This window comes from Paraburkholderia sp. CNPSo 3076, assembly GCF_026343935.1.
Lineage (GTDB): Bacteria > Pseudomonadota > Gammaproteobacteria > Burkholderiales > Burkholderiaceae > Paraburkholderia > Paraburkholderia nodosa.
In genome coordinates, this window is record NZ_JAPMAL010000047.1 from 22,182 (window position 1) to 36,783 (window position 14,602).

Here is a 14,602-nt window from a genome sequence, read left to right on the forward strand (position 1 = left end):
GACGCACACCAGATACTGGAGTAAGAGATGAGCAAACAGTTGCAGGACGCATACATCGTCGCCGCGAGCCGCACGCCCATCGGCAAGGCGCCGCGCGGCATGTTCAGGAACACCCGCCCCGACGAGCTGCTGGTTCACGCAATCAAGTCGGCCGTCGCGCAGGTGCCCGGCCTCGACACGAGCGTGATCGAAGACGCCATCGTCGGCTGCGCGATTCCGGAAGCCGAGCAGGGCCTGAACGTGGCGCGTATCGGCGCGCTGCTCGCGGGGCTGCCGCAGAGCGTGGGCGGCGTGACCGTCAACCGCTTCTGCGCATCGGGCCTCACGGCGCTCGCCATGGCCGCGGACCGCATCCGCGTGGGCGAGTCCGACGCGATGATCGCGGGCGGCTGCGAGTCGATGAGCATGGTGCCGATGATGGGCAACAAGCCGTCGCTCTCGCCGCATATCTTCGACCGCAACGAAGACGTTGGCATTGCCTACGGCATGGGCCTCACGGCCGAGAAAGTGGCGGAGCGCTGGAAGGTGAGCCGCGAGGCGCAGGACGCGTTCTCGGTCGAATCGCACCGCCGCGCGCTTGCCGCGCAGCAGGCCGGCGAGTTCAAGGACGAAATCGCGCCGTACACGCTCGTCGAGCGTTTCCCGGATCTCGCTTCGGGCGAAGTGAAGGCGAAGGAGCGCCTGATCGAACTCGACGAAGGCCCGCGCGCCGATACCACGCTCGAAGGCCTCGCGAAGCTGCGCGCGGTGTTCGCGAACAAGGGCTCGGTCACGGCCGGCAACAGCTCGCAGACTTCGGACGGCGCGGGCGCGCTGATTGTCGTCTCCGAGAAGATCCTCAAGCAGTTCAACCTCACGCCGCTCGCGCGTTTCGTGAGTTTCGCGGTGCGCGGCGTGCCGCCGGAGATCATGGGCATCGGTCCGAAGGAAGCGATTCCGGCGGCGCTGAAGGCCGCGGGCCTGAAGCAGGACGATCTCGACTGGATCGAGCTGAACGAGGCGTTCGCCGCGCAGTCGCTGGCCGTGATCCAGGACCTCGGCCTCGATCCTTCGAAGATCAACCCGCTTGGCGGCGCAATTGCGCTCGGCCACCCGCTCGGCGCGACGGGCGCGATCCGCGCCTCGACGGTCGTGCACGGCCTGCGTCGCCGCAACTACAAGTACGGCATGGTGACGATGTGCGTCGGCACCGGCATGGGGGCGGCGGGCATCATCGAGCGGCTGTAAGCGTTCATCCGATTAGCGCATTGGCGTTATCGACACGGTTCGCAGACTTCGCGGTCTGCGGACCGTTTTTCGTATCACGATTGGGATGCGAGGAGACAGGCACATGAGCAACGAAATCCAGGTAGCACACGAAAACGGCGTGCTCACGATCACTATCGACCGGCCCGCGCGCAAGAACGCGCTCACGCCCGCGATGTATCAGGCGATGGCCGACGCGCTCACCGGCGCGAACAAGGACGCCTCGGTGCGCGCGGTGCTGCTGCGCGGCCACGCCGAGATCTTCACGGCCGGCAACGACATCGAAGACTTTCTGAAGGCTCCGCCCGCTGGCGCCGATTCGCCCGTGATCCGCTTTCTCGACGCCATCGCGGCTTTTGAGAAACCGCTCGTCGCCGCGGTGAAAGGGCCGGCGATCGGTGTGGGGACGACGCTGCTGCTGCATTGCGACATGGTCTATGCGGCCGACAACGCGCGTTTTGCCGTGCCGTTCGCGCAACTCGGGCTGTGCCCCGAAGCGGCTTCGTCGCTGCTGCTGCCGCGCATTGCGGGCCACCAGGGCGCGGCGGAAAAGCTGCTGCTCGGCGAGACCTTCGATGCGGCGGAAGCGCATCGCATGGGCTTCGTGAACCGCGTGCTGCCGGCGGCCGAACTCGACGCGTTCGTTAGCGGCCAACTGGCGAAGCTCGTGGCGCTGCCCGCCTCGTCGCTGCGCGTGACGAAGTCGCTTATGAAGCGCGCGGATACGCACGAGATCAAGACGCGCATGAGCGAAGAGTTCGTGCACTTCGGCAAGATGCTGCTCGCACCCGAAGCACGCGAGGCGTTCACGGCTTTCCTCGAAAAGCGCAGGCCGGATTTCCGGCAGTTCGATTGAGCGCTAACGGCGCTTCAGGCCGTTTCGTAATCGACGTACCCGGACTCGCGGCAAAAGCTCACGAGCCGCAGTCCGGCGCGCTTTGCAATGGTGATGGCAAGCGAGGAGGGCGCCGAGATCGTCGCGACCATCGGAATGCCCACGCGCGCGGCCTTGCGCACCAGTTCGTAGCTCGCGCGGCTGGAGAGGAAGACGAAGCCCTGCTGCGTGTCGGCGCGCTCCATCACGAGCTGGCCGATGAGCTTGTCGAGCGCGTTGTGGCGGCCCACGTCCTCGAAGGCGCGCAGGATCGCGCCGTTTTCGTCGCACCACGCGGCCGCGTGCAGGCCGCCGGTGAGCTTCGTGAGCGCCTGATGCTGCGGCAGCTCGCGTGCGGCGCGCGCGATGGCGTCGGGTGCGAGGCGCGCGGCGAAGCCCGTATCGGGCACCTGTTCCGGTTCGAGATCGAGCAGGTCGATGCTCTCGATGCCGCACACGCCGCAGCCGCTGCGCCCGGCGAGCGCGCGGCGCCTTTCCTTGAGTTCGACGAACGCCTGCTGCACCACGGTCAAGTGAACTTCGGCGTGCGGCAGATCCGACTCTGCATGCCAGTACACCTCGATGTCCTGAATGTCGGCATTGCGCCCGACGATGCCTTCGGAGATCGCGAAGCCCACGGCGAACGCTTCGAGGTCGCGCGGCGTGCACATCATGACCGCGTGCGAAATGCCGTTGAAGACGAGCGCGACGGGCCATTCCTGGCCCACGTGGTCCTCACGCGTTTCTACGCCGCCGCCGCGGTGCCGATGCACGCGCAATTCGATGGCGCCAGGCTGGCCTTCGGTTTCGACGGGATGCGTCGGCGGATTCGTCGTCGTGATCTGCGGCCGGTTTGCGGTGCTCATTGGCGTGGGGGTTGGGGTGGTCAAGCGCAAAACTCCATCGGTCCTTGTGCGGCGCGGTACCGCAGCGCCGCCGGGGGACAGCGGGGCCGCGCCGCGCGCGGAAGGTTCTAAAATACCTCAAGCGGGCCGCCCGCGCTTATGTCCGCCTCGCGAGGATACCGTCATGGCATTGAACGAAGCTCCGCTGCTTTTCCGGTTCGAGGTCGACTCGTCGGAAAACCTCACCTATATTCCGATGTGCGTGCGCTTCAACCTGGATCGCTTTGGTCTGCGCATTTCTCTCGCCCAATGGCAGTTGCTGCCCTATGAGGACCGCCGGCTGCTGGCGTGTTTCCCCGTGGACGAGGACACGCAAATCGAGCCCAATTTCGACCACGCGCTCTTCGAGATGATGCGCACGCACGCGAACGTCGAACCCGAATGGTTCGCTCCCGAAGAAGCACCGGCCTGGCGTGACGTGAACGCGGTGCCGGGCGGCATTGCGCTTCAATCCGAGCTTGCCAGCCTGCAGGCGCCCGGCCTCGAAGACTGGGCGCAGCTCGACCCGTTCCGGCGCTACGTGCTTGCGAAGCTCGCGCGCAAACCCGAGAGCAATCACGATTTCGCGCCGGCGATGCACGAGTTCGGGCTGGCGGTGCCGCGGTGATGTTTACCCGCTGGGTCCCGCCGATCCTGCCCGCCACGATTCATAGCCGATCCCTACCCGATTCCCGCTAACTGCGGCTGGCTTGCGCCGCCGCGGGTCGTTTTCCGCTTCTTTCTCCACATTTACCCTCAAGACCCGGCCGGCCCTGCCGTTATTTCGGGTTGGCGCGTCAGGCGCCGACCGGTCGCGCGCAGTCGTGACCCATCATCCCGCGCTCACGGCGTGGGCGCGAACGACGCTCGGCATTCATGAACCTTCTTTTTTCGAAGCGCCAACTCATCAATCTGGCCGTCGTTGCGGCGGCCGTTGGCGCGAACGCTTTTGTCGCGTGGACGCAGATCGACGGTCAGCGCGGGATCGACCTGCGCGCGAGCCAGGCGGCGACGATCCGTCACGACCTCGACCGCTATCGCGATGCGCTTGGCGGCGGCGTGAGCGCGCTGGGCCGTTTCGCAGCACAGGGCCAGACGGAGTCAGCCGCCGCCCACGACGCGCGCGCCGCCATGCTCGACGAAACCGCCCGCGCGCTGCGCGCGGAGCTGGCCGGCAACGCCGACCTCGCAGCCCGTTTCGACGCGTTGGCGGGGCAGGCCAGCGCGATGGCGAGCGAGATCGACGTGACGCTCGCTCGCGCCGAGCAGCGCGTTGCCGACGAGCGCGGGCAGGCGGGCGTGGCGGCGGGGGCGAGCGGGAGCGCGGCAGCGCAGGCTGTGCCGGCTGACGGTGCGGCCAGCCAGGAGTTCGGCACGGCCATGCCCGCGAATGCCGCGCGTTCGCCCGCGGCGCCGTGGGGCGCGCGCGAGGCGCTCGCCCGCAACGCCGCCGCCGCGAAGACGATTCAACCCGGAAACACCGCAGACGCGCGCATGGCCGGTCATGTCGTGACCGGCACGATCTTGCCGCTGCACGCCGCGGCGGATGAGGCGGCGAGTGCCGTGACTCTGGACACGCTCACTGCGGCGCCGGCTGTCCAGAATGGCGCCCAGAACCCCATCACGGCGACCGCTGGGCTGCCTGACCCGGCAACGACGGCGCCCGCCACGGCCGCGTGGCTCGCCGGCGAATACATCCGCATCGACAACCTCGTGGATCAGCTCGACGGGCAGCTCGCGTCGCTGCAACGTGCCGAGGATCTGGCGCTAGCCGCCGCGCTCGCAGACTCGGCGCGCTCGGGCGGCCGCGCACTGTTACTGCTGATCGTGACGATGCTCGCGGGCGCGACGCTCCTCATCTACACGTTCGGCGCGCGCGAGAGCGCCGCCCGCGAGAAGCTGCGCGCCGTGAGCGGCATGCGCCTGCGCAGCGAGCGCTTTCAGGGCCTGTTCGACGCGCATCCGGTGCCGATGTACGTGTTCGACCGCGAGACGCTGCGCTTTCTCGCCGTGAACGCCGCCGCGATCCAGCAGTACGGCTACAGCGAGGAAGAATTCCTCACCATGACGATCCGCGATATCCGTCCCGCCGAGGACGTCTCGCGGCTCGAGCAACACCTCACGCGCTCGGACATGGTCACGCAGAACGTGCGCATGATGGCCGGCATCTGGCACCATCGCCGCCGCGACGGCTCGATCATCAGCGCCGACATCTCGCATCACTCGCTTACGTTCCTCGGCCGCGACGCCGTGTTCGTGCTCGCCGACGACGTGACCGAGCAGATCAAGGCCGAGGCGGAGGCGCAGCGCTCGAACCAGATGCTCGAGTCGGTGATCGACAACATCCCGCAGCGCATCTTCTGGAAGGACGCGCAGTCGCGCTATCTCGGCTGCAACATGACCTTCGCGCGCGACGCAGGCCTCGCGTACCCCGAGCAGATCATCGGCAAGTCCGACGACGACCTGCCGTGGCGCGCCTACGCCGACGGGATGCGCGAACAGGACCGCGAGGTGATCGACTCGGGGCTGCCGCGCATCAACTACGAGGACAACCACACGATCGACGGCCTGCACCGCACGACGCTCACGAGCAAGCTGCCGCTGCTCGACGGCGACGGCCGCGTGATCGGCGTGCTCGGCTCGTACTCGGACACCACCGAAAGCAAGCGCGCCGACCTCGCGCTGCGCCTGCAAAGCCGCGCGCTCGACGCGTGCGTCAACGCCATTCTGATCACCGCGCCAGGCCCGGGCGGCAGTAATCTGATCGAGTACGCGAATCCGGCGTTTCGCCGCATCACGGGCTTCGATCCGGCCGAGGTGATCGGCCAGGACTGCCGCCTCCTGCAGCGCGACGACCGCGATCAGGACGGACTCATCGCGGTGCGCAAGGCGCTGCTTGCCAATCGCGAAGTGAGCGCCGTGCTGCGCAACTACCGCAAGGACGGCGCGCTCTTCTGGAACCAGTTGCTGATCGCGCCGGTGCCCGATCTCGATGGCCGCATCACGCATCACATCGGCATCATCAACGACGTGACCGAGCTGATCCGCTACCAGGAGCAGCTCGAATACCAGGCGAACTACGACAGCCTCACGCTGCTGCCCAACCGCAACCTGCTGCGCGACCGTCTCCAGCACGCACTGCTCGCGGCGCAGCGGCACGACACGGGCGTGGCCGTGGTGTTCATCGACCTCGACGGCTTCAAGAACGTCAACGACAGTCTCGGCCACAGCGTGGGCGACCGGCTGCTGGGTGTGGTGGCCGAGCGGCTCCAGCGCTGCACACGCACGACCGATACGGTCGCGCGCCACGGCGGCGACGAGTTTGTGATCGTGCTCACCGACACCATCGACGAGAAGTCGCTGATCGGCTGGATGGAGCGGGCGCGCGCGCTGATCTCGGAGCCGGTGTGGATCGACGGCACCGAGCTGTATGTGGGCTGCAGCATGGGCGCGAGCGTCTACCCGCAGGACGGCAACGATGCCGAGACGCTCATGAAGAAGGCCGACGTCGCGATGTACCGCGCGAAGGACATGGGCCGCAACACGTTCCAGTTCTTCCAGCCCGAAATGAACGCGAATGTGGGGGCGCGCCTGAATCTGGAGCGGCGCCTGCGCCGGGCGCTGCGCGACAGCGAGTTCCTGCTGCACTACCAGCCGCAGGTGGAGATCGAGGGCGGGCGCATCATCGGCATGGAGGCGCTCGTGCGCTGGCGCGATCCCGAGGTCGGGCTCGTCTCGCCTGCGCAGTTCATTCCCGTGGCCGAGGAAAGCGGCCTGATCGGCCCGCTCTCCGACTGGGTGCTGCGCGAGGCCTGCCGGCAGAATCGCGCGTGGCAGCTCGCGGGGCTGCCGCCCGTGCGCGTGTCCGTGAACTTCTCGGCGAAGACGTTCCACCAGCGCGACATTGCGCAACTCGTGAAGGACGTGCTGCAGGAAACCGGGCTGGAAGCCTGCTGGCTCGAAATCGAGCTGACCGAAAGCACGCTCATGCGCAATGCCGAAGAAGCCGTGTCGATGTTGAACGAGCTGCACGCGCTGGGCATCGGCATTGCCATCGACGACTTCGGCACCGGCTATTCGAGCTTGAGCTATCTGAAGCGTCTGCCCGTGGACCGGCTCAAGATCGACCGCTCGTTCGTGGCCGACATCGGCACGAGCAGCGACGACGAAACGATCACGGCGGCCATCATTGCGCTTGCGCACGAGCTGCAGTTGCAGGTGATCGCGGAAGGGGTGGAGACCTCGGCGCAGTTCGCCTTCCTGCGCGCGCGCGTGCGACGAGCTGCAAGGCTACTTCTTCGCGCCGCCGCTACCCGGCGACGAGGCCGCGGCGCTGTTGCGCGCGAGCGCTACGTACGAGGACGCGCCTGGGCTTGTGTGGACGGTTTGAGCCGGGTTTGAGCCGAGTGCAAGCGCCGGGGGCGCTTGCGGCCTGGTTATTCGATCGGCGGCAACTGACGCGGGCGGCGGTCCGTGCCGGTCGCGACATAGGTGAGCGTGGCTTCCGTCACCTTGACGACTTCCTCCTGGAGGCGCATACGCTGCGCGTACACCTCGACCTCGACCGTCACCGAGGTGTTACCGGTCTTGACGATATCGGCGTAGAAGCTCAGCAGATCGCCCACGAACACCGGTTGCTTGAACACGAACGAGTTCACCGCGACGGTCGCGACGCGTCCGTTGGCGCGGCGGCTTGCCGGAATCGAGCCGGCAATGTCGACCTGCGCCATGATCCAGCCGCCGAAGACGTCGCCGTGAACGTTGGCGTCCGAAGGCTGTGGCACGACGCGCAGCGCAGGCGATTTTTGGGGGAGCGGGAAGGAGTCGGTCATCGGGCTTCCATGAAAAGGGATCGAACGGCGGATGGCGCTGCGGCGCGGACCCGGGGCCGGCGTGGGGCGCTCAGCGGCGTGCGCCGCCTTCTGCGACAATACGTTGATCAGGAATTGTACGGGAAAGCTTAAGGCGCGGCGGCCGGGTCGATTAGAGCCCTCCACCTTCGCGAAACCCGTCGCCAGGAACTCACATCCGCCCCACATGACTCGCCGTGCCGTTTGCGCCGCGCCAGCTTCCGGTTCCCGAACCGGCCTTGACGCGCCGCCTGGCACAGGCTTCACGCCGCTCGCCCAATGCGCCGCTTTCCCGCTTCCAACGAACCCCCGCTGCCCGCCACCGGGCCGCGCAACGACTGGCAGACGATCGTTTCGCTGCTGCCTTACCTCACCGCTTACCGTTGGCGCGTGGCGTTCGCGCTCACCTGCCTGATCGGCGCGAAGGTGGCCAACCTCGGCGTGCCGATCGTGATGAAGCACATCGTCGACGGTCTCGCCCCGGTGCGCCATCTCACGGCGCTCGGTCGCGCGGAGCACGCGCCCGGCATCGTGCTCGCGGGCGGCATCGGACTGCTCGTGGTGGCGTACGCCGTGGTGCGTCTGTCGACGTCGCTGTTCACCGAGCTGCGCGAGATCCTGTTTTCGAAGGTGACCGAGAGCGCCGTGCGGCAACTCGCGCTCAAGGTGTTCCGCCATCTGCACGCGCTCTCACTGCGCTTTCACCTCGAACGGCAGACGGGCGGCATGTCGCGCGACATCGAGCGGGGCACGCGCGGCATCACGCAGCTCATTTCGTACTCGCTCTACAGCATCCTGCCGACGCTCGTGGAAGTGGGCCTCGTCCTTGGCTTCTTCGCGGTGAAGTACGAGGCGTATTACGCGATCGTCACGCTCATCGCGCTCGTGGCGTACATCGTGTTCACGGTGAAGGTGACCGAGTGGCGCACGCATTTCCGCCGCACGATGAACGAGCTCGATTCGCGCGCCAACGCGCGTGCAATCGATTCGCTCATCAACTACGAGACCGTGAAGTACTTCGGCAACGAAGAGTGGGAGACGAAGCGCTACGACGAAAACCTGCACCGCTACCGGCAGGCCGCGATCAAGTCGCAGCACTCGCTTTCCGCGCTCAACTTCGGGCAGCAGGCGATCATCGGCACCGGGCTCGTGTTCATCCTCTGGCGCGCCACGCAGGGCGTGATGGCGGGGCGGCTCACGCTCGGCGACCTCGTGCTCATCAATACCTTCATGCTGCAGCTCTATATTCCGCTGAATTTTCTCGGCGTGGTGTATCGGGAGCTCAAGCAGAGCCTCACCGACATGGACCGCATGTTCACGCTGCTCACCGTCGAGCGCGAAGTGGCCGACGTGCCCGGCGCGCAGGCGCTTGCGGTGCGCGGCGCCGAGGTGCGCTTTTCGCACGTGAACTTCGCGTACGAGCCGTCGCGCCAGATTCTGCACGACCTGAGTTTCACGATTGCGGCGGGCACGACCACGGCCGTGGTGGGACATAGCGGCTCGGGCAAGTCCACGCTCGCGCGGCTCTTGTTCCGCTTCTACGATCTCGATCGAGCGAGCGGGGGGGCGATTACGATCGACGGCCAGGATATCCGCGATGTGACGCAGGATTCGCTGCGCGCCTCGATCGGCATCGTGCCGCAGGACACGGTGCTGTTCAACGACTCGATCTACTACAACATCGCCTATGGCCGGCCCACGGCGAGCCGCGAGGAAGTGATCGCGGCGGCGCGCGCGGCGCACATTCACGCGTTCATCGAGAGCCTGCCCAAGGGCTACGACACGTCCGTGGGCGAGCGCGGCCTCAAGCTTTCGGGCGGCGAGAAGCAGCGCGTGGCGATCGCGCGCACGTTGCTCAAGAATCCGCCCATTTTGCTGTTCGACGAGGCGACGTCAGCGCTCGATTCGCGTTCGGAGCGCGCCATCCAGCACGAGCTCGACCAGATCGCGCGCGAGCGCACGACGCTCGTGATCGCGCACCGGCTCTCGACCGTCGTGCACGCGCAGCAAATCATCGTGATGGATCACGGGCGCATCGTCGAGCGCGGCACGCATGCGCAATTGCTGCATGCGGGCGGACACTATGCGCAGATGTGGGCGCTTCAGCAGCAGAAGGCGGCTGAGGCGCCCCAGTCCCAGTCACAACAGGGGCAGGTGGAGTTGCCGGCGGCGGGTGGAAACTGAAGAGGCGCGCCGCGCCGGCATTGGCATGGCGCGTCGCGTCGCGGGTTTCAGCCGGGGTGCGCGTCGGTCGAATTGCGCAGCGCGGCGTCGAGCGCTTCGAGTTGTGCGGGTGTGCCGACGTTTTCCCATACGCCTTCGTATAGCTCGCCGCTCACGCGCCCTTGCGCGATCGCCTCGCGATAGTACGGCGTGAGCGCGCGCTTCGTGCCGGGCGCGAGGTCGCGGAACATGCGCGTGTCATAGAGGCCGATATTGCCGAACGTGTAGCGCGGCGCGCCTTCGAGCGCTAACCGGCCGTCGACGCCCAGCGCGAAGTCGCCCTTCGGGTGGAACGGCGGGTTCGGCACCATCACGAGATGCATGCCCGGCTGCGCCTGCGCCGCGAGCGCTTGCGCGTGCGTCTTCAGGCGCGCGAAATCGTAGGCGCTGTAGACGTCGCCGCTCACCGCGAGGAACACCTCGGGCGTGCCCATCGACTCGATGAGCGGCAGCGCCTGAGCAATTCCTCCCGCCGTTTCGAGCGCGTCGTGCTCGGGCGAATAGTGGAGCGTCACGCCAAAGCGCGCGCCGTCGCCGAGCGCGGCTTCGATCTGTGCGCCAAGCCATGCGTGATTGATGACGATGCGCGTGTAGCCCGCCGCGGCGAGCCGCTCGATCTGCCACACGACGAGCGGTTTGCCGCCCACGGTGAGGAGCGGCTTCGGGCAGGCGTCGGTGAGCGGGCGCATGCGTTCGCCGCGTCCGGCTGCGAAGATCATGGCGGTGCGCCCGTGGCCCGCCTTGGCCGGCGTGTGATTCGATTGGGTCATGACGGCCCGCTTCAGAAGGTGTAAGCGACTTCGACGGCGCTGCCCTGCAGCTCGTCGATGAGCCGTGCGAACGGCGCGAGCGGGCGGTAGCGGTGCGCGACCTTGCTCGCGTAGGCGAGAAAGCGCGGCAGGTCGGCCATGTAATGCGGTTTGGCGTCGCGATAGTTGATGCGGCAGAACAGGCCGAGCACCTTGATGTGGCGCTGCAGGCCCATCCACTCGAGCTGGCGGTAGAACTCGCCGAAGTCGGCATCGACAGGCAGTCCCGCCTTCTTGGCGCGCTCCCAGTAGTGCGCGAAGCAGTCGAGCTCGAACTCCTCGTCCCAGCTCAGGAACGCGTCGCGCAGCAGCGAGACGACGTCGTAGGTGATCGGGCCGTACACGGCGTCCTGGAAGTCGAGCACGCCGGGGTTGGGCGTGGCGATCATCAGGTTGCGGGGCATGAAATCACGCAGCATGAAGCTTTGCGGCTGCGCGCGGGCGCTCGCCACGAGCAGGGCGAAGGTGCGATCGAGCACGCCGCGCGTGGCTTCGTCGACCTTGCGGCCCAGATGGCGCTCCAGATACCACTCGGGCATCAACTCCATCTCGCGGCGCATGAAGGCTTCGCCGAAGTCCGGCAGCACGCCAGGCCGTGAGCTGAGCTGCCAACGGATCAGCGCGTCGATCGCGTCGCGCATCAGCTCGCGCGAGCGCGCACCGGGGCCGGCTTCCTGCAGCGCTTTCAGGTAGGGCGCCGTGCCGAGATCGGTCACGAGCATGAAGCCCGCGTCGAAATCGGCTTCGAGCACGCGCGGCACGTGGACGCCGGCCGCCTCGAGCCACTGCGCGATCTGGGCGAATTCGCGGCTCTTTTCGGGCGGCGGGGCGTCGACGGCGATCAGCGTCGCGCCGTGCGCGCCCGCGCTCGCGAGGCGGAAATAGCGCCGAAAGCTCGCGTCGGCCGAGGCCGGGGCGAGCGTTGCGAGGTCGAGGGCGTACTGGCCGGCGTGGCTGCCGAGCCAGGCGGCGAGCAGGTCGCGGCGATTGTCGGTCGGAGAGGCGCCAGAGGAAGCGGCGGGAGAATGCGCGGCGGAAAAGGTCATGAAAGCCAGAGGCAAAATCAGTGGATCAACGTCTTGCCATATAATACCCCACGACTTTTTTGACGCGACTCGCGCCAAAGCCCGCATGACGGTTCGCTCGCCGCATTCATCGTCGCTCCAGGGGGACGATGAATTGTAATTAATTGTTTGCAGCCCGGCCTCGATCCGGTTCATCGGGAGGCGGGTGCCCAGGCGGGCCACCATCATGGAGAGGGCAGGCGGCCGGGCCGATTCGCCAAAACCATACATGCCGCCCAGACAGCTTTTCCAGACGATCTCCCTTAGTGACGACGGCGTGCCGGGCAAGCGGCGGCTCATCGCGGCACTCCTGGCCGTACCGGGTCTGGTGCCCGCGCTCGCGCACGCCCAGCTCTCGGGCGCGGCCGCGCAGCCCGAGCAGCTGGACGGCCCGTGGAGCCTGCGGATCGCACCGCAACTCGAAGATCACCCCAATGCGTCGGGCCAGCACCCGGCGACGTTCGTGCTCGGCGATTCGACGACCGGCACGGTGGATACCGACCTCGCCGTCAAAGGGGCCTCGGAGCTACGCCAGGGTTCGAACGTGGTGAAGGGCGACGCCCTGCACTACGACCAGGACACCGACATGGCCAATGCTTACGGCAATGTCACGGTCGTGCAGAACGGCACGACGTTCTCGGGGCCCGAGGCGCATTTGAAGGTCGAGGCGAACGAGGGCTTCATGCCCGCGCCGAAGTACCATTTCACGCTCACGGGCGGCTCGGGCAGCGCCGCGCGCGCCGACCTGCTGGACAGCGAGCGCTCGGTGCTCACGACCGGCACCTATACGGCGTGCCACTGCTCGACCAATCCGGCGTGGTACATCAAGGGCAGCGAGTTCGATTTCGACACCGGCAGCGACGAAGGCGTCGCGCACAATGCCGTGCTGTTCTTCCAGGACGTGCCGATCTTTGCGAGCCCGTGGCTGTCGTTCCCGCTTTCGGGTGACCGTCGCAGCGGCCTGCTGCCGCCGACGTTTTCGGTCAGCTCGACGAACGGCTACGAAATCTCGCTGCCGTATTACTTCAACATCGCGCCGAACCGCGACTTCACGTTCACGCCCGAGATCATCTCGAAGCGCGGCGTGTTCCTGCAGGGCAACTACCGGTATCTCTCGACGAATTACTCGGGTTCGATCACCGGGACCTTCCTGCCCGACGACGCGATCACGAAGACGAACCGCTACGCGCTGTTCATCCAGCACAACCAGAACTTTGGCAACGGGTTCGGCGGTTACGTCTACTACAACAAGGTCTCGGACAACACCTATCCGTCGGACCTGTCGTCGCCGGCCAACCAGTTCCTGAACGGCACGCAGACGCTGTACCAGCAGGAAGCCGGCCTCACGTACAACAACGGGCCGTGGTCCGTGCTGGGCCGCTACCAGCACTGGCAGACGGTCGAGTCGTCGACGCCGCCCTATGGCCGTGAGCCGCAGTTGAACGTGAAGTACGCGAAGTACAACGTCGGCGGCTTCGACTACGGCATGGAAGCCGACTATTCGCGCTTCCGCATTACGGAAGACAATGCGACCCAAGGCGACCGCGTCGTCTTCAACCCGTACCTGTCGTACTCCTTGATGGGGCCGGGTTACTTCGTCACGCCGAAGGTTCAGTGGCACTTCGCGTCGTACAACCTGAGCAACATCGGCCCGGCGGGCACGACCTTCGGCTCGCCGGTCGGCACGCCGAAGAGCTTCACCGAATCGATCCCGACCTTCAGCTTCGACACGGGCCTCGTGTTCGACCGCTCGGTCCACCTGTTCGGTCAGGATTACATCCAGACGCTGGAACCGCGCTTGTACTACGTGTACACGCCGTACCGCAACCAGCAGTTCGCGCCCCTTTTCGATACCGCAGAGTCGGACTTCGGCCTCGCGGAAATCTTCACGCCGAACACCTTCGTCGGTAACGACCGCATTGCCGACGCGAACCGCCTTACGGCCGCGCTTACCACGCGCTTCATCGACCCGGCTTCGGGCGACGAGCGCGCGCGCTTCGTGATCGCGCAGCAGTACTACTTCCAGGATCAGCGCGTCACGCTCAACTCGGGCGAGAGCACGAGTCAGGCAACGCACTCGGACCTGATTGCGGGCGCGGCCCTGAAAATCGGGGCCGGTTTCGCTTCCGAAACGGCGTTCCAATATAATGCCGACAGCAACCAGCTCACCAAGGCGAGCATCGGTTTCGGGTACAGCCCGGGAACGAGCCGCGTGCTGAACGTGGCCTACCGCTACACGCGCGCGAACACCACGCTCGACTTCCAGCCGATCAATCAGGTTCTGATCTCGGCTCAATGGCCGTTCTCGCACCGGGTGTACGCCGTGGGCCGCTTCAACTACGATCTGAACGGCCATCGGATCGTCGACGGCCTGGTCGGCATGCAGTACGACGCCGACTGCTGGGTGCTCGGGGTCGGCCTGCAGCGTTACGCGAACGGGCTCAATACGTCGGGCACGCCGAATTCGTCAACGCGGTTTCTCGCGCAGCTTACGCTCAAGGGACTGTCGAACGTCGACAACGGGCTGGTGGCGGCGTTCAGGACCGCAGTGCCGGGGTACACGCAGCTGCCGGCTCAGTCGCCGCCGGATTCGCGCTTCACTGATTATCAATAACGCGTGATCCGGAGCGCCTTGCTTGCGCGAGGCGCCTCG

Annotated in this window: 9 protein-coding genes and 1 pseudogene; 6 read left to right on the forward strand and 4 right to left on the reverse strand. The window is 66.6% G+C overall.

Annotated features, from left to right (window positions below):
* Positions 1-27 precede the first annotated feature (27 nt).
* Complete coding sequence (locus M3A49_RS36945) at positions 28-1,227, forward strand: acetyl-CoA C-acyltransferase (RefSeq protein ID WP_266233263.1); 1,200 nt, start codon at positions 28-30, stop codon at positions 1,225-1,227.
* A gap of 103 nt (positions 1,228-1,330) precedes the next feature.
* Positions 1,331-2,101, forward strand: coding sequence for an enoyl-CoA hydratase (locus M3A49_RS36950; RefSeq protein WP_266233264.1), 771 nt, complete (start codon positions 1,331-1,333; stop codon positions 2,099-2,101).
* 14 nt (positions 2,102-2,115) lie between these two features.
* Here the strand turns inward: M3A49_RS36950 and fdhD are convergent, their stop codons facing one another.
* Positions 2,116-2,985 (reverse strand): formate dehydrogenase accessory sulfurtransferase FdhD, encoded by an 870-nt coding sequence (gene fdhD, locus M3A49_RS36955; protein WP_266233347.1) that lies wholly within the window; start codon positions 2,983-2,985, stop codon positions 2,116-2,118.
* 163 nt (positions 2,986-3,148) lie between these two features.
* Between fdhD and M3A49_RS36960 the strand changes: the two genes are divergently transcribed.
* A complete protein-coding gene (locus M3A49_RS36960; RefSeq protein ID WP_266233266.1) occupies positions 3,149-3,631 on the forward strand; it encodes a nitrate reductase associated protein in 483 nt (160 codons plus the stop codon).
* Positions 3,632-4,758: 1,127 nt separating this feature from the next.
* A pseudogene (locus M3A49_RS36965) lies at positions 4,759-7,393 on the forward strand (EAL and GGDEF domain-containing protein); the annotation flags it as partial.
* A gap of 46 nt (positions 7,394-7,439) precedes the next feature.
* Here the strand turns inward: M3A49_RS36965 and M3A49_RS36970 are convergent.
* Positions 7,440-7,835, reverse strand: coding sequence for an acyl-CoA thioesterase (locus M3A49_RS36970; protein WP_158758619.1), 396 nt, complete (start codon positions 7,833-7,835; stop codon positions 7,440-7,442).
* Positions 7,836-8,132: 297 nt separating this feature from the next.
* Between M3A49_RS36970 and M3A49_RS36975 the strand changes: the two genes are divergently transcribed.
* Positions 8,133-10,037, forward strand: coding sequence for an ABCB family ABC transporter ATP-binding protein/permease (locus M3A49_RS36975; RefSeq protein WP_266233267.1), 1,905 nt, complete (start codon positions 8,133-8,135; stop codon positions 10,035-10,037).
* Positions 10,038-10,084: 47 nt separating this feature from the next.
* On the opposite strand, the gene murU is transcribed toward M3A49_RS36975, so the two are convergent.
* Both murU and M3A49_RS36985 read right to left on the reverse strand, forming a co-directional pair.
* Positions 10,085-10,846, reverse strand: a complete 762-nt coding sequence (gene murU / locus M3A49_RS36980) for an N-acetylmuramate alpha-1-phosphate uridylyltransferase MurU (RefSeq protein WP_266233268.1) — start codon at positions 10,844-10,846, stop codon at positions 10,085-10,087.
* Between the two features lie 11 nt (positions 10,847-10,857).
* Positions 10,858-11,931 carry an aminoglycoside phosphotransferase family protein gene (locus M3A49_RS36985; RefSeq protein WP_266233269.1) on the reverse strand — a complete coding sequence of 358 codons (1,074 nt, stop codon included), beginning with the start codon at positions 11,929-11,931 and terminating at the stop codon, positions 10,858-10,860.
* Between the two features lie 247 nt (positions 11,932-12,178).
* On the opposite strand from M3A49_RS36985, the gene M3A49_RS36990 reads away from it, so the two are divergent.
* Positions 12,179-14,563, forward strand: coding sequence for an LPS-assembly protein LptD (locus M3A49_RS36990; RefSeq protein WP_254352301.1), 2,385 nt, complete (start codon positions 12,179-12,181; stop codon positions 14,561-14,563).
* Positions 14,564-14,602: the final 39 nt, after the last annotated feature.

Bases quoted from the DNA above. Each gene is read 5' to 3' on its own strand.
- M3A49_RS36945 (WP_266233263.1), top strand. From the start codon at position 28: ATGAGCAAACAGTTGCAGGACGCATACATCGTCGCCGCGAGCCGCACG.
- M3A49_RS36950 (WP_266233264.1), top strand. From the start codon at position 1,331: ATGAGCAACGAAATCCAGGTAGCACACGAAAACGGCGTGCTCACGATC.
- fdhD (WP_266233347.1), bottom strand. From the start codon at position 2,985: ATGAGCACCGCAAACCGGCCGCAGATCACGACGACGAATCCGCCGACG.
- murU (WP_266233268.1), bottom strand. From the start codon at position 10,846: ATGACCCAATCGAATCACACGCCGGCCAAGGCGGGCCACGGGCGCACC.
- M3A49_RS36990 (WP_254352301.1), top strand. From the start codon at position 12,179: ATGCCGCCCAGACAGCTTTTCCAGACGATCTCCCTTAGTGACGACGGC.
- M3A49_RS36985 (WP_266233269.1), bottom strand. From the start codon at position 11,931: ATGACCTTTTCCGCCGCGCATTCTCCCGCCGCTTCCTCTGGCGCCTCT.
- M3A49_RS36960 (WP_266233266.1), top strand. From the start codon at position 3,149: ATGGCATTGAACGAAGCTCCGCTGCTTTTCCGGTTCGAGGTCGACTCG.
- M3A49_RS36975 (WP_266233267.1), top strand. From the start codon at position 8,133: ATGCGCCGCTTTCCCGCTTCCAACGAACCCCCGCTGCCCGCCACCGGG.
- M3A49_RS36970 (WP_158758619.1), bottom strand. From the start codon at position 7,835: ATGACCGACTCCTTCCCGCTCCCCCAAAAATCGCCTGCGCTGCGCGTC.